The organism is Megasphaera sp. NM10 (genome assembly GCF_000417505.1).
Taxonomy (GTDB): Bacteria; Bacillota; Negativicutes; order Veillonellales; family Megasphaeraceae; genus Megasphaera; species Megasphaera intestinihominis.
Genome location: NZ_APHY01000009.1, coordinates 41,001 through 65,262 on the forward strand (window position 1 = coordinate 41,001; position 24,262 = coordinate 65,262).

General features: G+C 56.1%; 23 protein-coding genes, 1 pseudogene and 1 other annotated feature. Of the genes and pseudogenes, 19 read left to right on the top strand and 5 right to left on the bottom strand.

Features of this window, described 5'->3' with window-relative positions:
* Positions 1-5 precede the first annotated feature (5 nt).
* The 6 genes from NM10_RS02105 to NM10_RS02130 all read left to right on the top strand — a co-directional run bounded on the left by NM10_RS02105 (position 6) and on the right by NM10_RS02130 (position 7,319).
* Entirely contained in the window at positions 6-773 is a 768-nt protein-coding gene (locus NM10_RS02105; RefSeq protein ID WP_020309972.1) for an amino acid ABC transporter ATP-binding protein, read from the top strand.
* A 373-nt stretch (positions 774-1,146) separates the two neighbouring features.
* A complete protein-coding gene (locus NM10_RS02110; RefSeq protein ID WP_020309973.1) occupies positions 1,147-2,589 on the top strand; it encodes a hypothetical protein in 1,443 nt (480 codons plus the stop codon).
* Positions 2,590-2,742: 153 nt separating this feature from the next.
* Positions 2,743-3,738 (top strand): UDP-glucose 4-epimerase GalE, encoded by a 996-nt coding sequence (galE, locus tag NM10_RS02115; protein ID WP_020309974.1) that lies wholly within the window; start codon positions 2,743-2,745, stop codon positions 3,736-3,738.
* 136 nt (positions 3,739-3,874) lie between these two features.
* Entirely contained in the window at positions 3,875-4,312 is a 438-nt protein-coding gene (locus NM10_RS02120; protein ID WP_020309975.1) for a hypothetical protein, read from the top strand.
* An 18-nt stretch (positions 4,313-4,330) separates the two neighbouring features.
* A complete protein-coding gene (locus NM10_RS02125; RefSeq protein ID WP_020309976.1) occupies positions 4,331-5,434 on the top strand; it encodes a type II secretion system protein GspD in 1,104 nt (367 codons plus the stop codon).
* A 114-nt stretch (positions 5,435-5,548) separates the two neighbouring features.
* Positions 5,549-5,758 (top strand) — a binding site (T-box leader).
* A gap of 118 nt (positions 5,759-5,876) precedes the next feature.
* Complete coding sequence (locus tag NM10_RS02130) at positions 5,877-7,319, top strand: sodium:solute symporter family protein (RefSeq protein ID WP_020309977.1); 1,443 nt, start codon at positions 5,877-5,879, stop codon at positions 7,317-7,319.
* A gap of 439 nt (positions 7,320-7,758) precedes the next feature.
* Here NM10_RS02130 and crcB read toward each other — a convergent pair whose 3' ends face one another.
* Entirely contained in the window at positions 7,759-8,193 is a 435-nt protein-coding gene (crcB, locus tag NM10_RS02135; RefSeq protein ID WP_020309978.1) for a fluoride efflux transporter CrcB, read from the bottom strand.
* Positions 8,194-8,558: 365 nt separating this feature from the next.
* Between crcB and NM10_RS02140 the strand changes: the two genes are divergently transcribed.
* The 12 genes from NM10_RS02140 (at position 8,559) to NM10_RS02195 (ending at position 19,668) form a co-directional block, all read left to right on the top strand.
* Positions 8,559-10,295: a radical SAM protein gene (locus NM10_RS02140; protein WP_020309979.1), complete on the top strand. Its 1,737-nt coding sequence runs from the start codon at positions 8,559-8,561 to the stop codon at positions 10,293-10,295.
* Positions 10,288-11,094 carry a peptidoglycan editing factor PgeF gene (gene pgeF / locus NM10_RS02145; protein ID WP_020309980.1) on the top strand — a complete coding sequence of 269 codons (807 nt, stop codon included), beginning with the start codon at positions 10,288-10,290 and terminating at the stop codon, positions 11,092-11,094. Before NM10_RS02140 ends, pgeF begins: the two co-directional genes overlap by 8 nt.
* Positions 11,095-11,220: 126 nt before the next feature.
* A complete protein-coding gene (locus NM10_RS02150) occupies positions 11,221-11,904 on the top strand; it encodes a YggS family pyridoxal phosphate-dependent enzyme (protein WP_020309981.1) in 684 nt (227 codons plus the stop codon).
* Between the two features lie 15 nt (positions 11,905-11,919).
* Positions 11,920-12,429 carry a cell division protein SepF gene (locus NM10_RS02155; RefSeq protein WP_020309982.1) on the top strand — a complete coding sequence of 170 codons (510 nt, stop codon included), beginning with the start codon at positions 11,920-11,922 and terminating at the stop codon, positions 12,427-12,429.
* 16 nt (positions 12,430-12,445) lie between these two features.
* The gene (locus NM10_RS02160) at positions 12,446-13,231 is read left to right on the top strand and encodes a YlmH family RNA-binding protein (protein ID WP_020309983.1); all 786 of its coding nucleotides are present in this window, start codon (positions 12,446-12,448) and stop codon (positions 13,229-13,231) included.
* A 25-nt stretch (positions 13,232-13,256) separates the two neighbouring features.
* Complete coding sequence (locus tag NM10_RS02165) at positions 13,257-13,859, top strand: DivIVA domain-containing protein (RefSeq protein ID WP_036201224.1); 603 nt, start codon at positions 13,257-13,259, stop codon at positions 13,857-13,859.
* An 86-nt stretch (positions 13,860-13,945) separates the two neighbouring features.
* The gene (locus tag NM10_RS02170; RefSeq protein ID WP_020309985.1) at positions 13,946-14,335 is read left to right on the top strand and encodes a hypothetical protein; all 390 of its coding nucleotides are present in this window, start codon (positions 13,946-13,948) and stop codon (positions 14,333-14,335) included.
* Positions 14,335-15,135, top strand: a complete 801-nt coding sequence (locus tag NM10_RS02175; RefSeq protein WP_020309986.1) for a Cof-type HAD-IIB family hydrolase — start codon at positions 14,335-14,337, stop codon at positions 15,133-15,135. The genes NM10_RS02170 and NM10_RS02175 overlap by 1 nt, the downstream gene beginning before the upstream one ends.
* 23 nt (positions 15,136-15,158) lie before the next feature.
* Positions 15,159-16,064 carry an RNase adapter RapZ gene (gene rapZ, locus NM10_RS02180; RefSeq protein ID WP_020309987.1) on the top strand — a complete coding sequence of 302 codons (906 nt, stop codon included), beginning with the start codon at positions 15,159-15,161 and terminating at the stop codon, positions 16,062-16,064.
* Between the two features lie 11 nt (positions 16,065-16,075).
* The gene (locus NM10_RS02185) at positions 16,076-17,422 is read left to right on the top strand and encodes a gluconeogenesis factor YvcK family protein (RefSeq protein WP_020309988.1); all 1,347 of its coding nucleotides are present in this window, start codon (positions 16,076-16,078) and stop codon (positions 17,420-17,422) included.
* A gap of 13 nt (positions 17,423-17,435) precedes the next feature.
* Positions 17,436-18,371: a DNA-binding protein WhiA gene (gene whiA, locus NM10_RS02190; protein ID WP_020309989.1), complete on the top strand. Its 936-nt coding sequence runs from the start codon at positions 17,436-17,438 to the stop codon at positions 18,369-18,371.
* A complete protein-coding gene (locus NM10_RS02195) occupies positions 18,361-19,668 on the top strand; it encodes a hypothetical protein (RefSeq protein WP_020309990.1) in 1,308 nt (435 codons plus the stop codon). Before whiA ends, NM10_RS02195 begins: the two co-directional genes overlap by 11 nt.
* Positions 19,669-19,844: 176 nt before the next feature.
* Here the strand turns inward: NM10_RS02195 and NM10_RS02200 are convergent, their stop codons facing one another.
* The 3 genes from NM10_RS02200 to NM10_RS02210 are packed head-to-tail and all read right to left on the bottom strand — an operon-like array spanning position 19,845 to position 22,079.
* Positions 19,845-20,630, bottom strand: coding sequence for a basic amino acid ABC transporter substrate-binding protein (locus tag NM10_RS02200; protein ID WP_416184386.1), 786 nt, complete (start codon positions 20,628-20,630; stop codon positions 19,845-19,847).
* Positions 20,631-20,648: 18 nt separating this feature from the next.
* Positions 20,649-21,293: an HAD family hydrolase gene (locus NM10_RS02205; RefSeq protein ID WP_020309992.1), complete on the bottom strand. Its 645-nt coding sequence runs from the start codon at positions 21,291-21,293 to the stop codon at positions 20,649-20,651.
* A gap of 3 nt (positions 21,294-21,296) precedes the next feature.
* Positions 21,297-22,079 (bottom strand): basic amino acid ABC transporter substrate-binding protein, encoded by a 783-nt coding sequence (locus tag NM10_RS02210; protein ID WP_020309993.1) that lies wholly within the window; start codon positions 22,077-22,079, stop codon positions 21,297-21,299.
* A gap of 574 nt (positions 22,080-22,653) precedes the next feature.
* On the opposite strand from NM10_RS02210, the gene NM10_RS02215 reads away from it, so the two are divergent.
* Positions 22,654-23,406 carry an NAD-dependent epimerase/dehydratase family protein gene (locus tag NM10_RS02215; protein ID WP_239639563.1) on the top strand — a complete coding sequence of 251 codons (753 nt, stop codon included), beginning with the start codon at positions 22,654-22,656 and terminating at the stop codon, positions 23,404-23,406.
* 6 nt (positions 23,407-23,412) lie between these two features.
* Here the strand turns inward: NM10_RS02215 and NM10_RS02220 are convergent.
* Positions 23,413-24,262: pseudogene (locus NM10_RS02220) on the bottom strand (IS256 family transposase); the annotation flags it as partial.

Below are 24,262 nucleotides of genomic sequence, written 5' to 3' on the forward strand. Positions count from 1 at the left end.
TTATCATGAGTTTTATTGAAATGGACCATATCCGCAAGAGCTTCGGCAGTCTCGAAGTCTTGAAAGACGTCACCCTCCACGTTGAAACGGGGGAAGTCATTTCCATTATCGGCCCGTCTGGCAGCGGCAAGAGTACCTTCCTGCGCTGTCTCTGTCAGCTGGAAACGATCAACAGCGGCTCCATCGTCGTCGACGGCCAGACCATGGTCAGCACGCCCGAAGGGAGCAGCCGTGCCGTCTACGCCCCGGCAGCCGACGTCCGGACCATCTGCCGCCGCATGGGCATGTGCTTCCAGCACTTCAACCTCTTCCCGCACATGACCGTCCTGGACAACATCCTGGAAGCGCCGCGCATCGTCAAGAAGATGAAGACCGAAGAAATCATGCCCAAAGCCGAAGAACTCCTGAAAAAAGTCGGCCTCTGGGATAAACGCGATGCCTATCCGTCGCGCCTCTCCGGCGGCCAGCAGCAGCGTGTGGCCATCGCCCGCGCCCTGGCCATGGACCCGGACATCATGCTCTTCGACGAACCGACGAGCGCCCTGGACCCGGAACTGACCGGCGAAGTCCTGCGGACCATCAAACAGCTCGCCGACGAACACATGACCATGATCATCGTCACCCACGAAATGGCCTTCGCCAAAGAAGTCGCCGACCGGGTCATCTTCATGGCCGACGGCATCATCCAGGAACAAGGCAAACCGGAAGACGTCTTCGAACACCCGCAGAACGAACGGACCCAGAACTTCCTCAAATCCATGCTCCATTTTTGATGGTAAAATCATAATTCGCAGTTCGCAATTCGCAGGCCGCAGGCCGCAAGGCTCCTCTAATAGGGGAGCTGGCCGCCAAAGGCGGTCTGAGAGGTTGCCCATGGACCGCTTGTGGGAATCCCGTGGATCGTATTGTAGGGGCGCCTACGTGGGGCGCCCGCCGGTATATAAAGGAATCCCGTTATCAACCATTTACGTGAGCGGGCTCGCCACGTGCGAGCCCCTACAGCAAAAGGACTTGTCGTCATGCGACAAGTCCTTTTTCCACATCGGACCGTTCGCCGTCCAGGAGGTAGCCCGTGCGCCCCGTTTTGTGCTATAATGATTTCATACGCGAATATGACATTATTCTATCGAAAGGTAGGGAACTTACATGACTCAATTAAAATTACGTTCTGGTTTTACTTTTGACGTAACCAACCTTTATGGTCCCAAGGCCGTCACTGAAGAAGAAGTCAAGGCTTTTGAACCCGTTTACACCAAGGCTCACGAAGCCGTTATGAATATGCGCAAGACCGGCATCATGCCGGGCCATCTCTCGAAAGACGGAGAACCGGAAGAAGTCCTCTTCCCGCAGCTGCCGTACATCGAAGAAGGCAACATCAACAGTCCGGAACGCATCTTTGCCCTGGAAGAACTGGCACGGACGACGCGCAACCGCGTAGACACCGTCGTATTCCTCGGCATCGGCGGTTCCTATCTCGGTGGCAAGGTCCTCTTCGACGTCCAGTGCGGCGAATTCTGGAACCTCAAGAGCACGGAAGAACGCAAGGGCTTCCCGAAAGCCTTCTTTGCCGGCAACAACGTCGACTCCCATAAGATGACGGGCCTCATCCATTTCCTCAAGGCCGACAGCCACACCAAACCGAACTACACGGTCATGGCCGTCGTCATTTCCAAATCGGGCTCGACCATTGAACCCATGTCCAACTACATGGTCCTCAAACAGGCCATGAACGATGCCGGCATCGCCCTGGAAACGGTAGCCGTTACGGACCCCCACGACGGCGGCGAAAAAGAAACATTGCTCCACGGCCTGGCCAAGAAATCGGGCTGGCCCATCTTCTACGTTCCCGATGGCGTCGGCGGCCGTTTCAGCGTCTTCTCCGAAGTCGGCCTCATCGTCGGTGCCCTCACGGGCTTTGACATCCGTCAGTTCCTCGACGGCGCCCGCGACATGGACCACGCCTGCCAGAACCCGGATATATGGCAGAACCCGGCCCTGCTCAACAGTGTCCTCAAATTCCTGGCCGGCAAGAACCACGGCCGCGACCTGGAAGTCCTCATGCCCTATGCGGATAACCTGAAATCCTTGTCCGAATGGTACATCCAGCTCCTGGCTGAATCCCTGGGCAAACGCCTGGACAAACAGGGCAACGTCGTCAACTACGGCCGCACGCCTATCGTCGCCGTCGGCACGACGGACATGCACGCCCAGACCCAGGAACATCAGGAAGGCCCGCAGGACAAAGTCGTCCAGTTCGTCTCCGTCGAAAACTGGCCCGACGACGTCACGGTACCCCATCTCTATGACGAATACCCGAAACTCGCTGCCTTCAGCGGCCTGCCTTTGAGCCAGATCCTGGAAGCGGCCCGCAGCTCCAACGCCGAAGCCCTCGCCGGTGACGGCCGTCCCAGCGCCAACTACATCCTGCCCGCCCTGACCCCGTATCACCTGGGCGAATTGATGTTCATGCTCTGCCTGTCCATCGCTTACGAAGGCGAATACGCCAACGTCGACGCCTTCAACCAGCCCGGCGTCGAAGTCTACAAGAAATTCCTCGGCGGCCGTCTGAAAAAATTACAGGAAAAATAATTTATAATCCGCAGAAACATTATCGTAGGGGCTCCCACATGGGGAGCCCGCCCAGTATACCGTAGGGGCTCCCGCGTGGGGAGCCCGCCCAGTATATCGTAGGGGCTCCCGCGTGGGGAGCCCGCCCAATAAATAACGAAAGGCAGACTCTCAATGAATATTCTCGTTACCGGCGGCGCCGGCTACATCGGCAGCCATACGGTCAAAGCCTTATTGGCTCAGGGCCACAACGTCGTCGTCATTGATAATCTTTCGCGCGGCCATCGGGCAGCCGTCCCGGAAGAAATCCCTTTTTACGTCGTCGACATCCATGACATCGACCGGGTACGGCACATCATGGAAGACATGAACATCGACGCCGTCATGCACTTCGCCGCCCATAGCCAGGTCGGCGAATCCATGGAAAACCCGACAATTTATTACGACAACAACGTCGTCGGCTCGTACTGCCTCCTGGAAGCTGTACGCCGGGCCGGCGTCAAATACTTCGTCTTCTCGTCGACGGCCGCCGTTTACGGCGAACCGGAACAGACGCCGATCACCGAAGACATGCCCTACCATCCGACCAACGTCTACGGCCAGACCAAGCTCATGATCGAAACCATGCTGGCCCAGTTCAGCCGGGCCTATGGCCTGCGCTACGTGGCCCTGCGCTACTTTAATGCCGCCGGGGCCGATGGAAGCGGCACCATTGGTGAAGACCACACACCGGAAACACACCTCATCCCCCTGATCCTGCAGACGGCCCTGGGCCAGCGGGACAGCATCAAGATTTTCGGCACCGACTATCCAACGCCCGACGGCACCTGCATCCGTGACTACATCCACGTCACAGACCTCGCAGACGCCCACGTAAGGGTCCTCAAGTACCTCGCCGAAGGGGGAGAATCGCAGTACTTCAACTTGGGCTCTCAGAACGGCTTCAGCGTCCGTGAAATGATCGAAGCCGCCAAGAAAGTCACGGGCAAAGACTTCAAAGTCGAAGAAGCACCGCGCCGCGCCGGCGACCCGGCCATCCTCATCGCCGGATCCGAAAAGATCCGCCGCGTCACAGGCTGGCAGCCGACACACAGTAAGGTAGAACAAATCATTGCCGATGCCTGGAACTGGCATCAGCATCATCCGCAGGGCTATGGAGATAAGCAATAAGGTCTTGTCCGCTCTGCAAAAGGTAAGGAACGGTATCGTTCAACATCGCAAGACATGGCTTCCCTATATAGGGATACTTGTCTGCCTTGGCGCCATCTGGACGTGGTGGGACGAGCCGTCGCAAGGACAAGAACACATGAAACGGGATGCCGCTCAGCATGAAGCTGGGTCGCATCCCGTTTTTTCTGCTTCTGACGAAGCGGAACGGGGAAACGGTAAAGGAAACCTCGTCTATGATGTCCGACCGGCCTTGCGCTATAAGCCCTTACCGGATTTGTTTGCCGGCAGTCTGCCGAAGAAGACTGCTGCGCCTGAAGCGGTACCGCTGACCGTTCCGGCGGCTGCGCCTGAAGAAGTCAAGGAACAACCGGAAAAAGAGAAAAAAGAAGGGACGCTGCCCGTCGTCTGTGGTGCCGTCCATGAAGGAGATATTCACCTGGTCATTTTGAAGTGGCAGGGACAGACGGCGACTTGTGCTGCCGGGGAATGGTGGAACGGCTGGTACATCGCCTATGTCAACCGTCAGGCCGCAGGCCTGCAGCGGGACGGACGAGTTTTTGAAATCCCTTTGTAAAGAAAGGCAGGGAACATCATGAAGGAGTGGAAGAAATGGCTGACTGCCGGTATCTGTTGTCTTTGTCCCTGGACGGCCGGGGCTGTCGATGTCCAGGTCCGGGATGTGCCGACACGGACGGTACTGGAAGGGCTGGCCCGGTCAGGAAATATCAATCTTGTCGTCGATGACAGCGTGCAGGGCTCGTTGACGATGAACCTCCACGACGTCACCTTGGAAGAAGCCTTGCAGGCCATTGCTGACAGCCAGGGCTTGTATTACGAACAATCCGGCCCTATCCGTACGATGAGCGGGGCGAAATCGGGAAAAGGGGTCAAGACTTTTCATACATGGTCGCTACGCCATGCCGACCCGGCCGTTTTGAAGGAGGCCGTCCAGGCAGCGGTACCGGAAGCCGATGTGCGCTGCCATGGCGATACGAATACCCTCGTTGTCGGCGGAACGCATCAAGTCCAGGCGGCTGTCCAGTCCCTGGTGAAGCGTCTCGATGTGCCGGCACGGCAAGTCGATGTTTCCGTAGAGGTTGCCTCCGTCGATGACAGCTTGCTGAAGCAGACCGGTGTCGAGTGGAACTGGTCGACTGTAGAAGGCGGGGCGGACCACGGCGTCTTTTCCCTGGCCGGGACGATCCACGCCCTCGAAGAAAAGGGACGGGCCCATATTTTGGCTTCGCCGCACATGGTCGCTACTAATGGCCGGGAAGCGCATATCCTCATCGGCGATAAAGTCCCCGTCCAGACAGAGCATCTGTCCGGCAAGGAAACGACGGTGAGTACGACGTACGAAGAGGCGGGCATTAAATTGACCTACACGCCGCAGATCCATCCCGATGATTCGGTGACGGCCCAGTTGGTGGCAGAAGTGAGTACGCCTGTGTTTGTGCCGGAAATGAAGGCCTACCGCATTGCGACGCGCCAGGCCCGGACGGTCGTGCGTCTGCGCGATGGCGAGCCTTTGGTCATCGGTGGTCTGATTCGCCGGGAAGAGGTCGAGCATTTCCGCAAGGTGCCGATTCTGGCGTCATTGCCGGTGTTGGGGAAATTATTTCGCTATCACTATAAGTCGCATAAAAACACAGAGATTGTGTTGATTCTCAGGTCGCACGTTTTACCTAATTCGTAGTACGTTTTACGTGATTTTCTTTCGATTTTTTCGTCAGATTTCGATTTTTTCGTCAGATTTTGCTTGACTTTATTTTATTTTCCTGTATAATCATGGTCAACAACAGATTTCCTGATAACAGTTGTGATGGAAAAAAGTAGTGTCTTTGAGCTTTTCAGAGAGTCTCCGGCCGGTGTGAGGGGACAGGGGAGAGGGCATGAAGTTCATTCCTGAACTGTACGGCTGAACGTGAGTAGGCTGTACCGGGGCGGCTGCCGTTATACGGCCATGAGTTGATCGATTCGAGATAATTAGGGTGGTACCGCGGAATCTTCCGTCCCTGGCGTACCACTCTTTTTTTTATCCATATATCGATAAATTGGGTGGTACCGCGACTGAGTCGTCCCTTTTGTGAGGGGCGGCTTTTTTTTTCGGGAAATTATTTTAGAGAGGAGTTTTTACTATGGGAACTACAGGGATTCAAGTCTTCATCATTTTAGTGTACATCGGCGTTCTCTTCGGTATCAGCTGGTACGTCAAGCATAAGGCTGCCGCATCGGCAGAAGCGTATGTGCTGGCTGGCCGCAAATTGACGACGCCCCTCATCATGGTATCCATCGTCGGCCTGGCTGTCGGCGGGGCTTCGACCATCGGCGTTGCCGAACAGGCTTATAAAGTCGGTCTGTCGGCCGGCTGGTATACGGCTGCCTGGGGCATCGGCGCCATCGTCATGGGTCTGACGGTTGCCAAGAAGTATCGCCAGCTCAATATTACGACCGTACCGGAACTGCTGGAACGGTATTATGACCGCCGCAGCATGATCGCCGGTATCGGCTGTCAGGTCCTGGTACAGCTGGTCATCATGAGCCTGCAGTACGTCGCAGGCGGCGCTATCCTGGCTGCCCTGATGCCGAATATCTTCACGCCGGTCACAGGGATGCTCACCAGTGCCGTCGTCTTCATCGGCATTACTCTTATCGGTGGTATGTGGTCGGCCAGCCAGTCTAACGTCCTCAATGTTACCTTGCAGTACATCGGCATTACGGTTGCTGCTTTCCTCATCCTGGGCATGGCCGGCGGCATCGACGTCGTCGCTATCCAGGCTCCGTCCATTACGTCCATGGACCTCATCAGCGGTGTCGGTCCCATGACCATCATCACTTGGATCGTCGTCCTCATTACGGTCAATGTATCGCTCCAGGCTATCATTCAGATTTCTCTCGGTGCCAAGGATGTCCAGACGGCCCGCAAAGGTTTCATCATCGGTGGTCTGGTCATGCTGCCTGTCGGTTTCATCGCCGCTCTCCTCGGTGTCATCGCTGCCGAAATGTATCCGGCTATTTCGCCGACGACGGCACTGCCGAAGCTCATCATGTCCCTCAATCCCTGGATTGCCGGCGTGACTTTGGCTTCGCTGTGGGCTGCTGATGTCAGCACGGCTTGCAATCTCCTGCTGTCGGCTGCGACGCTGTATTCCCATGATATTCATAAACAGTTCATCGACCCCAATATGTCCGATAAGAAATACATGACCGTAACCCGTATTTCCGTCCTGCTCCTGGGCCTGTTGACCTTGGGCTTCGCCCTGACCATCAGCGGCATCATTTCGACCCTCATGGCCGGCTTGTCGCTCATGACGGCTTTCGCAGTCATCGTCCTCATGACCATGTATGCGCCGAAATACTGCTCCCGTCAGGCTGCGTTCTACACCATCCTGGCTTCCATCATCGTCCTCGTCGCCTGGATGTTCGTACCGGCTGTCCGCGTACTGCCGCACGTCATTTATGCCGAATGGATTGTCTGCGCCGTCACCTTCTGCGGCATCAGCTTCGTATCCAAGAAAGCCATCGCAACGGACGGACTCGTAGAAGAAACGAAACCTGTCGGCGCACCGGCACAGCATTAGGAGTATCGGCCGGCCGTCTGCTTATTGCGCAAATCTGACCGGCTCTGCACGCTGGAGACTGCGTTGTCGTCAGTCGACGTAGCTATGGCTACGCCTCCTTCCTCCGCCTTGCCCCAGCGCGCATATCCAGCCATCTTAGCGCAAACGCAACCGGTCGGCCGATACGGCGATTAAACTAAAAACTACAAACTTAAAAAGAGGCTGTCTTAATGCGACAGCCTCTTTTTTTGCTCCCTTGAGAGGTTGTTTTTAAATCACCGTGTGGAAATTCAACCTCTCCGGCCCATTGGGCCACCTCCCCTATGAGGGGAGGCTTTACGGCCTGCGGGGCTTTCCCAAGGCTCGCCTCATAGGAGAGCTGTCAGCGCAGCTGACTGAGAGGTTGCTTTTGAAGTAGTATGTGGTAATTCAACCTCTCCGGCCCGTTGGGCCACCTCCCCTATGAGGGGAGGCTTGCGACCTGCGACCTGCGGGCCGCTCTGGCGGCCCTTCTCTCATCCCCACAAGGCGTTGCCGGTGGCGAAGCCAAGCCAGCAGCAGACGAAGCCGCCGATGACGTTGAACGAGAAGTAGGCCAGGCTGGGAAGACGGCGCCAGTACGGACGAAGGTGAGGAGTTCCATGTTGTACGTCGAAAAGGTCGTGAAGCCGCCCAGGATACCTGTGACGAAGAAGAGTTTGACGATGGGCGACAGGTCGCTGCTTTCGGAGAAGAAGACGAAGAGGATGCCGATGCAGAAGGACCCGATGAGGTTGGCCAGGATGGTGCCGTATGGGAAGAATACGCCGCCGTGGAGGTTGGCCAGTTCTGTGAGTAAATAGCGCAGGGCTGCGCCGATGCCGCCGCCGAGGGCGACGAAGAGGACTTTTTCCATGAATAGGACTCCTTTTTTATGAAATAAGCGGGCCGCCCTTTGGGACGGCCCCTACGGAAGCGGTCCGTGGGACCGCGGCGGCCTGAGGGGTTCTTTCAAAAGGCTCGTCTCATAGGAGAGCTGTCAGCGCAGCTGACTGAGAGGTTGCTTTTGCAACGCGGCCTGCGGTAATTCAACCTCTCCGACCCGTTGGGCCACCTCCCCCTATAAGGGGAGGCTTTGCGACCTGCGGCCTGCGGCCTGCGAACATCAATTAATACCATAACACGATGGGAGCGGCGATGCAAGACACGGCTGGCCCATCGGGACATTCTGTGATACAATATAGGATACCTAACGAACGATGAATGAAAGGAGGGGGATGCATGAGCTGGCAAGTAGAGAAAGCGCTGGATGATCTGATGGCCCAGGAAACGGGGGCTGTACAGTATCCTTTCGGCACGCGTCATGCCATGGCTATCTGTTATCCCAATACGTATGACGTGGCCATGAGCAATCTGGGGATGCAGATCATCTACCGCGAAGTGAACGGCCGCGAGGACTGGCTCTGCGAACGGGCTTTCCTGCCGGACAAGGACCTCATGAAGGTCTTCGAGAAGACAGGGGAACCGCTCATTTCCCTGGAGAACCGCCGGCCCCTGTCGGATTTCGAAATCCTCGGTCTGTCGGTCAGTTTTGAAATGGACTATTTCAACGTGCCGACGATCCTGGAAATGGGGCGCATCCCCGTCCTGGCCGCTGACCGCGATGATGACGATACGCTCGTCGTCATGGGCGGGCCTGTCGCCTTTTTCAATGCCGAACCGCTGTCGCCTTTTGTCGACGTCGTCCTGGTCGGCGAAGGGGAGCGATTCATCCATACCTTCCTCGACGCCTATGGAGAAGGTAAGGCCCAGGGCCTGTCCCGTCACGACCTGCTTCGCTATCTGGCTATCCATGTCCCCGGCGTCTATGTGCCGTCCCTGTACCGCCATGAATACGATGACGACGGCCACGTCGTGCGCATTGTCCCGGAAGAGGGCATCCCGGCCAAGGTCGATCGCCAATGGCACGAGCTGACCCAGCCGGCGGAAACGGTCATCGCCACGCCGAATACGGAGTTCGGCGCCATGTACCTCATCGAGATTGCCCGGGGCTGCGGCCGTCACTGCCGCTTCTGCATGGCCGGCTACTGTTACCGCCGTCCCCGCGTCCGTCCGCTGGAATACGTCAAGTCCGCCGTCCTGCGCGGCAAGGCCCTGGGCAAGAAAATCGGCCTCATGGGCGCGGCCATTTCCGATTATCCCTATATCGACGAACTGGTCACCTTCATCCGCGACCAGGGGCTGGCCTTTTCCTGTGCGTCCCTGCGGGCCGACTCGATTACGCCGGCCATCGTCAAGGGCCTGGCCGAAAGCGGCCAGAAGACGATTACCCTGGCGCCGGAAGCGGGCAGCAAGCACATGCGGGACATCATCAACAAGGGCATCACGGAAGAGCACCTGCTCCATTCCATCGACCTGGCGACGGCAGCCGGTATCCGCCACGTGCGCATGTACATCATGGTCGGCCTGCCCATGGAAACCGATGATGATATCCAGGGCATCGTCGATATGACCCGCCGCGTCCAGCAGCACATGGCGGCCATCGGCAACCTGAGCCGCATCACCCTGAGCATCAACCCCTTCATCCCCAAGCCCTTCACGCCTTTCCAGTGGATGGCCATGACGGAAAAGAAGGTCGTCGAGAAACGGCTGAATTTCCTCAAGAAGGCCTTGAAGGACAAGCAGATCGAGCTGCTCATCGAGCCCCTGCGCTCGGCCTATATCCAGGGCGTCCTGTCCCGGGGCGACCGCCGCGTCGGCGACCTCCTGGTCAAGGCCCATGAATACGGCGGCGTCAAGGGCTGGAAACGGGCGGCCAAGGAGCTTCATTTCGATATTAAAGGATTTTTATATGACCAGCGGCCGACAGACGCCGTCATGCCCTGGGATACGATCGACACGGGACTGGTGCCGACGTACCTGACGGACGAGCTGAAAAAAGCCAAAGACGGGGAATTCACCATCCCCTGTTTCGACGGCTGCCGACGCTGTCACATTTGTGGAGGATATCATGACTAAGTGGGTAGAACATGGTAATGGAATCTGTTGGGAAGAGAGCACCCTCCTGGCAGATGCCGGCCTGCGCCATGGCGTGACCGGCAAGAGCGGCGGCGTCAGCGAGGCACCGTTCACGTCGCTGAACCTGGGGCTCCACGTCGGCGACCAGCCCAAGGCCGTCCTGGAGAACCGGCGCCGCCTCTGTGCCCTCCTGGGCTATCCCATGCAGAAGCTGACGACGGCTCAGCAGACCCACGAAGACCACGTCGTCGCCGTGGGACCGGCAGAGATCGGCTGCGGTGCCGGCAGTTATGCCGATGCCCTGGCCCATACGGACGCCATCATGACCAACCTTCCCGGCGTGCCGCTCATGCTCTGCATCGCCGACTGCGTGCCGGTCATCGTCTACGATCCGGTGAAGCGGGCCGTCGCCGTCATCCACGACGGCTGGCGCGGTACGGTCCAGCGCCTGGCGGCCAAGACGGTCTTTGCCATGCGCCTGGCCTACGGGTCGGACCCGAAAGACCTCCTTGCCTATGTGGGGCCTTCCATTTCCCGGGCCCATTACGAGGTCAGCGAGTCTACGGCCATGGCCTTCCGCCGCCTGGGGACGGCTTATGGGAACTGCGCCGGCGAAAAAGATGGCGTCTGGTCCGTCGACTTGTGGCAGGCCAACCGGCTGCTCCTGGAGGAAGCGGACCTTCGGCCGGACCACATCGAAGTCACGACGAGCTGTGCCTTTGCCGAGGAAGGGAAGTTCTTTTCCTATCGCCGCGACGGCGGTCATACGGGCCGCATGGGGGCCTTTGCCGTCCTTTGAAAAGCAGATGGGACAAATTTTTAAATATGACTAGCTTTTATAGCTTTAACTATATATAATAAAAGAAGTGTAATGTTTTATAAATATATGAATATATATAATCACATGCACTACGGAGGGATAGGCTTGATTAAGGAAAATCTTGAGGCAGTAAATAAGAGAATTGCCGATGCAGCTGCCCACGTCGGCAGGACTGACAAAATTACGCTTGTCGCAGTCACGAAGAATCATCCCGTAGAAATGATGGAAGAAGCCGCTAAATGCGGTGTCACCGACGTCGGTGAAAATCGGGTCCAGGAAGCACTTCAGAAGCTGGAAGCGTTCCCGGATAACCATTTGACCTGGCACTTAATCGGTCATTTGCAGACCAATAAGGCCAAACATGCCGTCGAACACTTCGACCTCATCCACTCGATCGATTCCGAACACCTGCTCAAAGCTGTGGATAAGGAAGCCGGCAAGATCGGCAAAGTACAGGATATTCTCCTGCAGGTCAATGTGGCCCGCGAAGAAAGCAAATTCGGCATGGAAGTGGAAGACTTCCCGGCTATGTGCGAAATGGCCAAGACCATGGAACACGTCCGCGTCCTGGGCCTCATGTGCATCGCCCCGAATTACGACAACGTAAAGGATGTACGGCCTGTATTCCGCATTGCCCACGCTTTGTATGAAGACATGAAGCCGAAGTTTCCGGAAGGTCAAATCCGTTACCTGTCTATGGGCATGACCCATGATTTTGAAATAGCAATCGAAGAAGGCGCCAATGTCGTCCGCGTAGGTACGGCAATCTTTGGGCCCCGTAATTACTAAGGAGGAGTATTCACCATGGGAGTAAAGAAAGTTTGGGATAAATTAGTAGGTACTGTAGGCGGCGTCAACGAAGACGACGAATTTGAAACAGACGAATACGAGGATGAAGAAGAAATGGAAGAAGAACGCGCACCGCGCCGCACGCCGGCTGTAGCCCCGCGCCGTTCCGGCGTCAATTATGCAGCACCCCAGGAAAAACCGCTGCGCATGGTCATCGTCGAACCGGAAACCTTTGACGATTCCCAGAGCATCGCCGATTATATCCGCGACCGCAAACCCGTCGTCATCAACTTTGAATCGACGCCGGACGACATTGCCAAACGCGTCGTCGATTTCGTCAGCGGCGCTACGTATGCCCTGGACGGCAACATCCAGAAGGTCGGCAAGGAAATCTTCCTCTGCGTACCGAGCAATGTCACCGTCGACCACGGCAAGCGTGACGACTACGGCGATTTCAATACGCCGCCCCTGGCCTGGAACAGCAACAACAATAACAACAACGGCAGCAGCACGCCGCAGCACTAGTAATTGAGGGATTAGCTTGAAGAACAGAGATCGGATTATCCGATATTATCAGGGAACCGATAATGGCGAGCTCGCCGCCCGCCTTATCGACTTGGCCGACAGCACGGCCAAGGGCCGCCCTTATGCGGTCAGTGAGTTCGTATCTCCCGGCGCCGTCCAGATCGGCGAGACCATCCAGGCCCACGTGCCGTCCCTGGTCCTCAAGACCTTTGGCGGCTATGAAGGGGCAGAACGGGTCAAGCTGGCTTTCGTCAGCGCCGATTACGACGGGCCTGTCGATTTCGGCATCACCGCCTGCCGCCTGTCCTGGGATGACCGCTACCGGCTCCTGGGGCACCGCGACGTCCTGGGCTCGCTCATGAGCCTCGGCGTCGGCCGCGAACGCTTCGGCGACATCATCATGCAGGATGCCGGCGCCGTCCTCTTGGCCGATACGAAACTCGTCCCGTATTTACAGCAGAATTTCACTAAAATTGCCATGGTATCCATTGCCATCGAAGAGATGCCCCTGTCGGACATTGCGCCTCGCCAGGAAAAGGTCAAGGAAATCAAGACGACCGTCGCATCGCTCCGCCTCGATGCCATTGCATCTTCGGGCTTTGGCATTTCCCGTACCAAGGCGGCCGAAGCCATCAAGGGCGACCGGGTCCAGGTCAACTGGCAGCCTGCCAAGGGACCGAGCCAGGACGTCAGTCAGGGCGATGTCATTTCGCTGCGCGGCAAGGGCCGGATGGAACTGGCCGAGATCACGGGTACGTCCAGGAAGGGCCGTATCGGCGTCTTGCTGAAGCGGTATATGTAATTCCCTTTCACACGGAGGAAATACCATGCTTACACCAATGGATATTCACAACAAAGAATTTAAACGCGGCTTCCGCGGGTACAGCGAAGAAGACGTCGATGCTTTCATGAACAACATCGCCGGCGACTACGAAAAGGTATACCGGGAATACTGCGAATTGAAGGAACGCTGCGACAGCCTGCAGGACAAGCTGACGCAGTATGAAAAGATGGAAGCTACCATGAACAGTACGCTCATGCTGGCCCAGCAGACGGCGGAAAACGTCAAGGTCTCGGCCCGCAAGGAAGCCGACCTCATCCTGCAGGAAGCGGAAAGCAAGAAGAAGCAGATGCTCGACGAAACGATGATGAATCTGCAGCAGTCCCGGCAGGAATGGGAAAAGCTCAAGGCCCAGACCGGGGCATACCGCGCCAAGTGCCGTGCCATCCTGACCAGCCAGCTCAAGCTGCTCGACGACATGGCCCTCGATGGCGAAGGTGCGGCACCTGTCGCTGCGGATAAATCGGTCGCCGTCAAACCGGCAGCCCCGGCTGTCGCCGTTTCGACCGAAGCCGCGCAGAAAGCCGTACCCGATCATGGCAGCCACGATGACAGTGATGCCAAAAAGGACGCTAAAAAAGCCCAATAATACGTATTTTATGGATATGCTCTCTTTCAGGTATGACGCACGTTAGACCCGGCAGGGAGTATATTTGTTTATAGAGGGGGACAACGATGAAACGATTCTTTCTTTTGCTGGCAGCCTGGTGCTGCCTGGGGCTCAGCGCGGCCCTGGCCTATAATCCCTATGCGCCGAACCAGTTTGACGCCGTAGACCGCAATACCTGGGAATACAAGGCCGTCTACGACCTGTCCAAGGCCGGCCTGACGGGGGTGCCGATGACGCGCTTTGCGCCGTCGTACAACCTGACGCGCTATGAAGTGACGGAAATGATCGCCGCTGCCATGAAGAACCGCAGCAAAGCCACGGCAGACCAGCAGCGGGAAATCGATAAACTGGCCCAGAGCTATGCCGACGACCTGCAGTACGTCAGCGACGCGCCGAAGGAAGCCGAACCTTCCAGTCAGGGCGTCGTCTTCGACTGGAAGGGGGACAAGGCCTGATGAAGCCGGTAAAGATGATCACCATCGACCTCGATGGGACGCTCCTGCGCAGCGACGGCAGCGTGTCGGACCGGACGGTCCGCACCTTGCAGGCAGCCCGCGATAAGGGCGTCGTCGTCGCCATCGCCACGGGACGCATGTACCAGACGGCCCGGCCTTACGGCGACCGCCTGGACCTCGGCGACAGTCCGCTGCTGCTCTTTGCCGGCGGCCTCATCGAGACGCTGGAATCGAAGAAAATCCTCTTCCAGCAGGCCATTCCGCAGCAGACGGCACAGGAACTGGTCGACCTGGCCCGGGAAAAGGGCTGGCAGATGCAGACCTATATCGACGACGTCCTGCGCACGGCCAAGGATGATAAGTGGATCCGCGGCTATGAAGAAATCACGCACAGCAAGGCCTGTATCTGCGGCGACGAATTCTACCGCGTCCAGGGCGACTGCAACAAGCTTCTCAGCCGGGGCGAGCACGACGACCTGGTGGCCCGCAAGGCCCTCATCGAGGAGCGTTTCCCCGGTCAGTTCAACATCCTCTTTTCCATGCCGACGTTCCTGGAAATCATGCCCAGCGGCGTCGACAAGGGCAAGGGTATCCGCCGCCTGGGCGAGCTCTACGGCATCACGGCCGATGAGATCATGGCCCTCGGCGATTCCCAGAACGATTTGGATATGCTCAAAGCCGCCGGTTTCCCCGTGGCCATGGCCAATGCTGTCGACGAAGTAAAGGCCGTCGCGTCTTACGTCACGGCGTCCAACAATGACGACGGCGTCGCCGCGGCGGTTGAGAAATTTGTATTGTAACATTGTCTATATAGGAGGTTCTTATGGACCATTTTCATTTGATCATTGTCACCGGCATGTCCGGTGCCGGTAAGAGCCATGCTGTCCAGGTATTGGAAGACATCGGCTATTTCTGCATCGACAATATCCCGCCGGTCCTGATTCCCAAGTTCGCGGAATTGTGCATCAAAGGCGGCGAACGGGTCCGCCACGTGGCCCTCATCGCCGATATCCGGGGCGGTGAATTCTTTGACGCCATGAGCCAGTGCCTGAAAGACCTCAAGGCCGAAGGCATTTCCTACGAAATCGTCTTCATCGAGGCTTCGGATCAGGCCCTGGTACGGCGCTATAAGGAAACGCGCCGCGTCCATCCCCTGGCCCCGCATGGCCGCATCAGCCAGGGCATCGCCGAAGAACGCAAGCGCCTGGCCTCGCTGCGCCAGAAAGCGGATTTCATCATCGACACGTCGAATCTCAAGCCGAAGCAGCTCAAGGAGATCCTGGTCAAGCGCTATGCCATTACGGACAGCAAGAAGAGCATGACCGTTACCGTCGTGTCCTTCGGCTTCAAGCACGGCATGCCCATCGATGCGGACATCGTCGAAGATGTGCGCTTCCTGCCCAATCCTTATTATATTGAAGAATACCGACATAAATCGGGCCGTGTACCCTGTGTGCGCGACTATGTCGAAAGCTTCCCCATTACCCAGACGTATAAGGAAAAGTGGTTCGATATGATCGACTTCCTCCTGCCCAACTATGAACGGGAAGGCAAGAGCCAGCTGGTCATCGCCGTCGGCTGTACGGGCGGGATGCACCGCAGTGTCTGTATGGCCGAAGCCATGTATAAACATCTCAGGGATAACGGTGTCGACGTATCCATCGAACACCGGGATATCCAGAAGAACGACGTCGAAGAAGATGCGCCGGGGTACGAAGGCGAAGCGTAGGAGGTGCTGTCATGCGTTTTATGAAATGGCTGCATCCGGGCTTGCACATCAAGCGATGGCTCTTTCTCTTCGGCCTGGGCATGATGTGCTCCAGCTTCGGCATTATCCTGACCTTTAACTACCAATGGCTGGGGTCGCTGGAAGAATGGGCTTTCCGCCTGCTCTATGAAGTGACGGGCCATTATAACTATACCATCCTGGCCAGTATGGGCATCCTGGTCATCCTCCTGGGGTTGGTCGTCATGGCCTGGGCGACGCGGCGCCTGATCCGTACCATGATCGGCGTCGTCATGCCCGGCGAATCGGATAACCTCAGCGACCTGATCTTTTCCAACCTCCAGCTGTCCAAAGGGCCGAAGGTCGTCGTCATCGGCGGCGGCACGGGCCTGTCGGTCATGCTGCGCGGCCTCAAGGCCAAGACATATAACCTGACGGCTGTCGTCACCGTCGCCGACGATGGCGGTTCGACAGGCCGCATCCGCCAGGACCTGGATATCATCGCCCCAGGGGACCTGCGCAACTGCCTGGTCGCCCTGGCCGATAAGGAAGGGCTCATGGAAAAGCTCTTCGCCCACCGCTTCGGCGGGTCCGGCAACCTGACGGGCCACAGCTTCGGCAACTTGTTCATCGCCGCCCTCATCGAAGTCCTGGGCGACGTCGAGGAAGCCATGGACGCGACCAGCAAGGTCCTGCGCGTCCGCGGCAAGGTCATCCCATCGTCGGCGGAAAAGCTTCGCCTCAATGCCGAAATGACCGACGGCCGCATCGTCGAAGGGGAATCGCAGATTCCCCATGCCCACGGCAAGATCAAGCGCGTCTTTACGACGCCGGAACACCCCAGGGCCATCCAGTCGGCCGTCGACGCCATCAGGGAAGCCGACGCCATCGTCCTCGGACCGGGCAGCCTCTATACGAGCATCATGCCCAATCTCTGCGTACCCGATATCGTCCAGGCCGTCCGCACCAGCAAGGCGCCGAAGATCTATATCTGCAACGTCATGACCCAGCCCGGGGAAACGGATGATTACACCGTATCCGACCACATCCGGGCCATCAACCGCCAGGCCGGCGGCAAGGTCATCGACTTCGTCATCGCCAACAACGGCGATGTCGATCCGGCCGTCCTCCAGCGCTATGTCGCCCACGGGTCCCATCCGGTCATGATCGACAAGAAGGAAGTCAGCCAGACCGGGGCGACGCTCATCCTGTCGAATTTGATCAACAAGGAAAACAGTGCCACTCACGATACGAAGAAGCTGGCCAACGTCCTCTTTGATCTGATCAACGCCTTGCGGACCGATTTGTCGCCGGAGCTCTTGCATTACTATTTGAAGCGTTACACATTCAACCATCGTTAGGAGGCGGCGCCCTTTGTCATTTGCAGAAGAAGTGAAGAATGAAATCGCCCACTGCAAGCCCGAAAATGCCGCCTGCCGTTTTGCCGAACTGGCAGCGCTGCTCTGCATGGGCGGCTCCCTCATACTCGGCTCGCGCGGGACTATCGGCATCGAATTCAGCACGTCCAATAATGCCGTCGCCCGCAAGGCCCTGAAGATGTGGATGGAATCGTTCCCGGTCCGGCCCGAAGTCCGGGTCCGCCAGGGCCTGCGCCTGCGCAAGAAGAATTACTATATCCTGCGCGTATCGCCGTCGCCGGAAAGCACGGCCATCCTGAAGGATTTGTCCCTGTTTCCGACAGATACGGAATTTTCGGCCATCGACCTCAAGAAGACCGACTGCCAGCGGGCTTTCCTGCGGGGAGCCTTCATGGGCGGCGGGTCCGTCAATCAGCCCAAGGGCGATTATCACCTGGAACTGGTGACGGGCAATGCGGCCTTTGCCGAAAAATTGTTGAAAATCATGCGCCGTTTCCGCCTGCCGGCCAAGACGACGGACCGCAAGGGCGATTATTTGGTTTACATCAAAGAAGGCAATGGCGTGTCCCAATTCCTGCAATACATCGGCGCAGCCCAGGCGTATCTCAAGTTTGAGAGCGTCCGCGTCGTCAAGGGGATGCGCAACAATGTCAACCGCGTCGTCAACTGTGAAACGGCCAATCTCCAGAAGACCGTAGACGCCGCCGTGCGCCAGCGCCGGGCCATTACCTGCATCCAGGAATCGGGCCTGTACCAGTGCATGTCGCCGAAGCTGCGGGAAGCGGCGGAATTGCGCATGGCCAATCCTGAAGCTTCCATGAGTGAACTGGCGGCCCAGTCGGGATTGACGAAATCGGGCTTGTCCCACCGTTTTAAAAAAATCGCTGATATAGCGAAACAGATAGAAGGTCAACGAGAAGATGAAATTTAAGAAACTATGTACCTATATAGCCGGCCTGCTGACGGCCTGTCTGCCCCTGGCCGGCGCCCTGGCAGCGGATCTGCCCGCTGTCGACGACCCGGACGTCATGGACCGCGTCGTCGCCCAGCGTATGCTTCCTATTTCCATGACAGCTCCTGTCGATACGGGGACGCTGCTCCTCTCTGATAGCCCGGAATACGCCGATGGTGACGGGATCCTCTATGGGGATACGGTCAGCGGCGACGTGCGCCTCTATTTCTATCATGTCAACCAGCACCAGTATAACCGGAAAATCGTAGCCATGCTCTACAATCCGCACCCGTATCCGCTGGAAGCGGTCCTCCGAGGTTATCAGTATACGCGGCCCAGTACGGACTACTACCAGGTCGGCAAGGAACTGTCGACCATGTATTATGAAGGCAACATGACGGTTAATAAGATCACCGTCCCGGCCCATGACTATGCCATCGTCGGTCAGCGCCTCAATGAAACTGTCGTCCGGCCGGACCAGCTCTTTTCGGGCATCGTCAACGTCAGCCTGCCGGAACCCATGATCCTGTCGTCCATGATCCTGCCGCCCCAGGAAGACCCGATTGCCTTCATCCGCAAGCAGCAGTACCTGGCCAGTGACTCCGTCCAGCTGCGCGGCACTTTCCACGGCAAGGACCGTTACCTGAGCACGCTCATTCCCTATTCGACGGACAGCGGCATCGGCTATATCCTCCTGGCTGACGGCGTCTGGGACCGTTTCCTCCAGGGCCGTGACGTCATGGACAATCGGGCCTCGGAAGATACGGGCAACTACGGCGTCGACTACACCATCCACCTGCGCACGACGGGGACCGGGAACATCCACTTGTATTTCAATCCCCAGGGCGGCGAATATGCCGGCGTGACGGAACTCATCTACAGCGATCCCCAGCGGGGCGAAGACAAGAAAATCGTCGAACTGCCGCGCCATCGCCACTCCATGGGCCTCAATGACCCGTATGCCATGGAATACGTCGATACCTTCCCGGCCGGGACGGACATGACCATCCACATCATGCCGCCGGGAGCCGCCAACCTGCCGGTCCGCTTCCTCGTCGTCCCGGACAATAAACTCCAGCCCATCCGCGAAGCCGTCCAGAGCGAACGGACTGCAAAAGAACGTCAGGCCGCAGCCGCTGCCGAAGCAGCCAAACGCAAAGCCGCCTATAAAGACCAGACCATCCAGCCCGAAACGGAACTCCAGTCCGACAACCAGGGCGAGTTCATGTCCTTAAAAGACCGCCTGGCCAAACTCCAGAAGAAGGATAAAAAATAGTGGTTCTCAAAGCCTCCCCTCATAGGGGAGGTGGCCCAACGGGCCGGAGAGGTTCTTTGGCTTTATAGTTTGTAGTGCGGAGTTTGTAGAAGATGGTTTAAATTTAAAACCATCCGCTAACCACTAGCCACTAACCACTTAAAAAGGCTTGTCGCATGTGCGACAAGCCTTTTTTTTTACTGCTTCGGTTCTTCGCCGAACCATTTCTTATAGATTTTAGCGTACGTTCCGTCTGCCTTGATTTCCTTCAAAGCTTCATTGACTTGTTTGCTCAGTTCCGGTTTATCTTTGCTGATGCCCATGGCTACGCCGCGGGACGTAATGGGTTCGCCGACGATCTTGAGCTTATCTTTGCCGCCCTGCTGGAGGTAATACTGGGCGACGGCTTTATCGATGGAAACGGCATCACACGTACCGGCTTCCAGTTCCATCCAGCCCTGGGTGTTGGTGTCGAATTCCTTGACGTTGGCCCCGTGTTCTCTGGCGTAATCGGCTGCCTTGGAACCGACCTGGGCGCCGACGGTCTTGCCGGCGATGGAGTCATAACCGGTGATGTCCGTATTGCCCGTCGGGACGACGATGGTGTAGCCGCCCTGGTAATAGACGTCCGTGAAGTCGATCTGTTTCTTCCGTTCATCTGTCGCATCCATGCCGGCGGCGATGAGGTCGATCTGGCCGCTCTTCAGGGCCGGGATGAGGGCGTCGAAGCCGAGGTTCTTGACTTCCATCTTGTAGCCCAGCTTATCGCAGACGGCCTGGGCCAGGTCGATGTCGAAGCCGACGTCCTTTTCATTTTCCGTGAATTCAAAAGGCGGGAACGTCGGTTCCGTGCCGACGATGAGGGTCTTGTCGCCTTTGGCTGCGCCATCTTTTTTATCGGCTGTGCCGTTGGAGCCGCAGCCGGCGAGAAGGGTCAGGGCTGCCAGCGAGGCAGCGACGAGGGTCGTAACTTTTTTCTTCATCATAATGAGTTCCTCCAATTAGGGAATAGTAAGGATTTCGCTGAGATCCTTCATGATTGCCACATGGGGCAGGCGGGCGAATTCCTGGCTCGTCGTCGTTCCCGTCGTCACGGCGGCAAAGGCGACGCCGGCATTTTTGGCGGCTCTGGCGTCGATGGTATTGTCACCGATGTAGAGGACGTCCTTTTTATCCAGGCCGAAGTGGCGGCAGACGGCGTTGATTCCGTCCGGTGCCGGTTTGGCCTTGGCGACGTCTTCCACGCCGACGACGAGGTCGATGAGGCTTTCCATCTGGTATTTCCGCAGGGTTTCGCCGATACGCGACCGGGTCTTGGTCGATGCGATGCAGCACAGGGCGCCGGCGTCTTTCAAAGCATGGAGCGTCGGCAGGGTCTGCGGATAGAGATGGGTGTTGGCCGTCATGTACTTGTCGGAGAAGCGGACCTTGTATTCCCAAATCAGGGCGTTGACCCGGTCCGGGTCCGTTTCCCCGGTCAGGAGGGCCATGGCGTCGTACATGGTCATGCCAATCGTGCGGCGGATAGCTTCTTCAGGGATACCGTCATAGCCTTCGGCCTCGAAGAGGAGCTGGAAGCACATGACGATACCCTTTTCCGAATTGGCCAGGGTGTAGTCGAAATCGAATACGTAGGCTTTATACATCGATTATGCCTTCGGATCGACGCCGAACCATTTCTTGTACAGTTTGGCATAAGTCCCGTCGGCTTTGAGGTCGGCCAGGGCTTTGTTGACCTTTTCCAGGAGTTCCGGTTTGTCCTTGGAAACAGCCATAGCGATACCGGCATCAGCTTTCTTGGCGTCGCCGACGATCTTCAGGTCTTTATCGCCGCCTTCTTTCATGTAGTAGAGGGCGACCGACGTGTTGATGACGACGGCATCACACGTGCCGCTCTGCAGTTCCATCCAGCCCTGGCTGTTGGCGTCATACTGCTTGACCGTAGCGCCGGCTTCCGTAGCCAGGTCTACGCCCTTCGTGCCGACCTGGGAACCGACCGTGCGGCCTTTGAGGTCATCGAAGCCGTTGATGTTGGTGTTATCCTTGCGGACGACGACGGAATAACCATCCTGGAAATACGGTTCCGTAAAGGAAACCTGTTTCTGCCGTTCCGGCGTAGCGTCCATGCCGGAAGCAATCATGTCGATCTGACCGCTGCGCAGGGCCGGGATGAGGGCGTCAAAACCGAGGCTCTTGACTTCAACTTTCGTGCCCATTTTTTCGCCGATGGCATTGGCCAAATCAATGTCGAAACCGATGTATTTGTCGTTTTCCGTAAATTCGAACGGCGGGAACGTCGGTTCCATACCGACGACGAGGGTCTTCTGATCTCCCGAAGCGCCGTCCTTTTTGTCTGCTGAAGAACCACAGCCGGCGACCAGTGTCACAGCCGCCATGGCAGCGGCTGCCAGAGCTAAACATTTCTTGTTCATGTGTAACAACTCCTGTTCATTGCCTAATAAGGAAATATAAAATACAACTACTCGACATAATTATACTATATATAGCGCGAAAAATATAGCATAAAGTGCGTAGGGGCCGCCCTTTAACCTCTCAGACTGCCTTTGGCAGCCAGCTCCCCTATGAAGGGATCCTTTGGCGGCCCGCTGTGAACAATGGGGAAAATACTTGACCGGAATATGCGGTATGATTTTGCGGCCTGCGACCGGCGCTTTCTATGGTTTTGCGACCTGCGGCCAGCTCCCCCATGAAGTAGGATTTTCTGACCTGCAATGTGGGAGGTATCTTAGGATAGCGCTTGAATCCCAACATACACTGTATACCAGTGTTGAAGATGCTGATTTGCGGTTATTAGATAAATTCAATCCATATAAAGCAACTGTATTTTAAATATCTATTAATGTAAATAATATTTAAAATAATATTATATTGTCATGTAAATTATTGTCATTATAGAACATACAGGGTATAATGATATATAAATATTTTTATAAAAGGTATATGTGATTAAAAAAGGGATTTCTCCATTTGGATAGGGAATATATTATGGCCTCTGAGATTCAAACTATAAAAAAATCTGTATTAATAAAATGTGCTACTTATATAGAACAATCTCTTATCCCGGTTTTTCAAAAGGAAAACTGGGAAGTTTTCCTTTTAGGAAAGAAAAAGACCGATTTCTGCAATGTAACAGCGTATGATTGCAAATCAGATAGGGATGCTTTGCAACAAGTCCTTTCAGTATATCACTTTGATTTGATTGTTTATGACTTGCGGGAAAAAATAGGCATTCAGTCTATTGCATGCTTGGAAGAGTTTTTGCAAGTCGCTTCTACTAGGAGTCAGGGGAAGATACTATTCTTGTCCGGGGCAGACGTTTTAGAGAAAAAGAGAATACCGGCTATAGAAACTACCTTTGTACAGACTGAGAGTAAAGAAGGAAAGTTGCTATCGCGTTTAGAAGCATTGGCGCTGAGTTGGAAACAACAAGGCCTTCATATTACTATACTACGGTTTCCTGATATCTATGGAACGGGAATGGAACGAAAGGATAACTTTATTTCTCAATATCTTTATGCTTGTGCTGAAAATAAAAGTGTACCTTTATATAGGTCAGATGAGAAGCGGGATTTTTTGTCATCTCAAGATGTGGCATATGCCATTTTTCAAACATATGAACGCGGTTATATAGGCGATTATTTGCATTTTGCTTCAGGAAAGCCTTTGACGTATGATGATTTTTATCATATCGTTTGGGAAAATATGGATAAAGAAGGGTGTGTCAAGAGTTTTGTGTAAATCGATTCAATAAGCAACATCGTATTGCTGCATAAGCTGAGACATCCTGTCGTCCATGAGCAGCTGGTTCCGGACCATCGCCCAGTTTGTCGACGTGACGACCCTTCCATTTTTTATAGAGCTCTTGGATGCGTAGGTAGAAAATCTTGAAGACTGCATCCTCGTTGGGGAAAGCGCCTTTCTTGGTCACCTTGCGGAAGCTAGAGTTGACGCTCTCGATGGCATTGGTCGTGTACATGATCTTGCGCACGGCACTGCCATAGTTATAGAGCTGCTCGACGTGTGAGAAATTGTTTTCCCATACGCTGACCGCGCCTGGATAAGCCTGCCAGTCGGTCTTGAACTTCTCGAATTCCTGACGGGCCTGCTTGACGTTGATGGCACCATAGATGAGCTTCAGCTGCTTCGTGAATGCACTCCACTGCTTGCGTGGGATGTAGCGGATGGAATTGCGGATGAGGTGTACGATGCAGCGCTGAACCGTGGCATGCGGGAATACAGCCTTGGCGCCTTCCTCCAATCCGCTCACGCCATCCATGGACAGGATGCCAAGATCCTTAACGCCGCGAGCCCGCAGCTCGTCGAAGATCTGCATCCAGGCATGCTTGCTCTCCGTCTCGTTGATCCAGAGGCCAAGGACATCCTTGCAGCCGTTGACGTCATAGGCAAGCATGACATAGACGGCCACCTGCTGGACGCCATACTCCGTGCGCAGCGATACGTAGATGCAGTCGACGAAAGCAAATGGATAGAACGACTGGAGCGGACGATTCCGCCATGCCTCGACCTCTTCCATGACGCAGCCTGTGATGGTGGAGATCTGTTCATGTGACATCTGGAAGCCGTAGATGACTKM

Bases quoted from the DNA above. Each gene is read 5' to 3' on its own strand.
- NM10_RS02200 (WP_416184386.1), bottom strand. From the start codon at position 20,630: ATGAAGAAAAAAGTTACGACCCTCGTCGCTGCCTCGCTGGCAGCCCTG.
- NM10_RS02170 (WP_020309985.1), top strand. From the start codon at position 13,946: ATGAAACGATTCTTTCTTTTGCTGGCAGCCTGGTGCTGCCTGGGGCTC.
- NM10_RS02215 (WP_239639563.1), top strand. From the start codon at position 22,654: ATGGCCTCTGAGATTCAAACTATAAAAAAATCTGTATTAATAAAATGT.
- NM10_RS02110 (WP_020309973.1), top strand. From the start codon at position 1,147: ATGACTCAATTAAAATTACGTTCTGGTTTTACTTTTGACGTAACCAAC.
- NM10_RS02140 (WP_020309979.1), top strand. From the start codon at position 8,559: ATGAGCTGGCAAGTAGAGAAAGCGCTGGATGATCTGATGGCCCAGGAA.
- NM10_RS02210 (WP_020309993.1), bottom strand. From the start codon at position 22,079: ATGAACAAGAAATGTTTAGCTCTGGCAGCCGCTGCCATGGCGGCTGTG.
- NM10_RS02105 (WP_020309972.1), top strand. From the start codon at position 6: ATGAGTTTTATTGAAATGGACCATATCCGCAAGAGCTTCGGCAGTCTC.
- NM10_RS02120 (WP_020309975.1), top strand. From the start codon at position 3,875: ATGAAACGGGATGCCGCTCAGCATGAAGCTGGGTCGCATCCCGTTTTT.
- NM10_RS02155 (WP_020309982.1), top strand. From the start codon at position 11,920: ATGGGAGTAAAGAAAGTTTGGGATAAATTAGTAGGTACTGTAGGCGGC.
- NM10_RS02195 (WP_020309990.1), top strand. From the start codon at position 18,361: ATGAAATTTAAGAAACTATGTACCTATATAGCCGGCCTGCTGACGGCC.
- NM10_RS02125 (WP_020309976.1), top strand. From the start codon at position 4,331: ATGAAGGAGTGGAAGAAATGGCTGACTGCCGGTATCTGTTGTCTTTGT.
- pgeF (WP_020309980.1), top strand. From the start codon at position 10,288: ATGACTAAGTGGGTAGAACATGGTAATGGAATCTGTTGGGAAGAGAGC.
- NM10_RS02165 (WP_036201224.1), top strand. From the start codon at position 13,257: ATGCTTACACCAATGGATATTCACAACAAAGAATTTAAACGCGGCTTC.
- NM10_RS02130 (WP_020309977.1), top strand. From the start codon at position 5,877: ATGGGAACTACAGGGATTCAAGTCTTCATCATTTTAGTGTACATCGGC.
- crcB (WP_020309978.1), bottom strand. From the start codon at position 8,193: ATGGAAAAAGTCCTCTTCGTCGCCCTCGGCGGCGGCATCGGCGCAGCC.
- NM10_RS02205 (WP_020309992.1), bottom strand. From the start codon at position 21,293: ATGTATAAAGCCTACGTATTCGATTTCGACTACACCCTGGCCAATTCG.
- galE (WP_020309974.1), top strand. From the start codon at position 2,743: ATGAATATTCTCGTTACCGGCGGCGCCGGCTACATCGGCAGCCATACG.
- NM10_RS02175 (WP_020309986.1), top strand. From the start codon at position 14,335: ATGAAGCCGGTAAAGATGATCACCATCGACCTCGATGGGACGCTCCTG.
- NM10_RS02185 (WP_020309988.1), top strand. From the start codon at position 16,076: ATGCGTTTTATGAAATGGCTGCATCCGGGCTTGCACATCAAGCGATGG.
- rapZ (WP_020309987.1), top strand. From the start codon at position 15,159: ATGGACCATTTTCATTTGATCATTGTCACCGGCATGTCCGGTGCCGGT.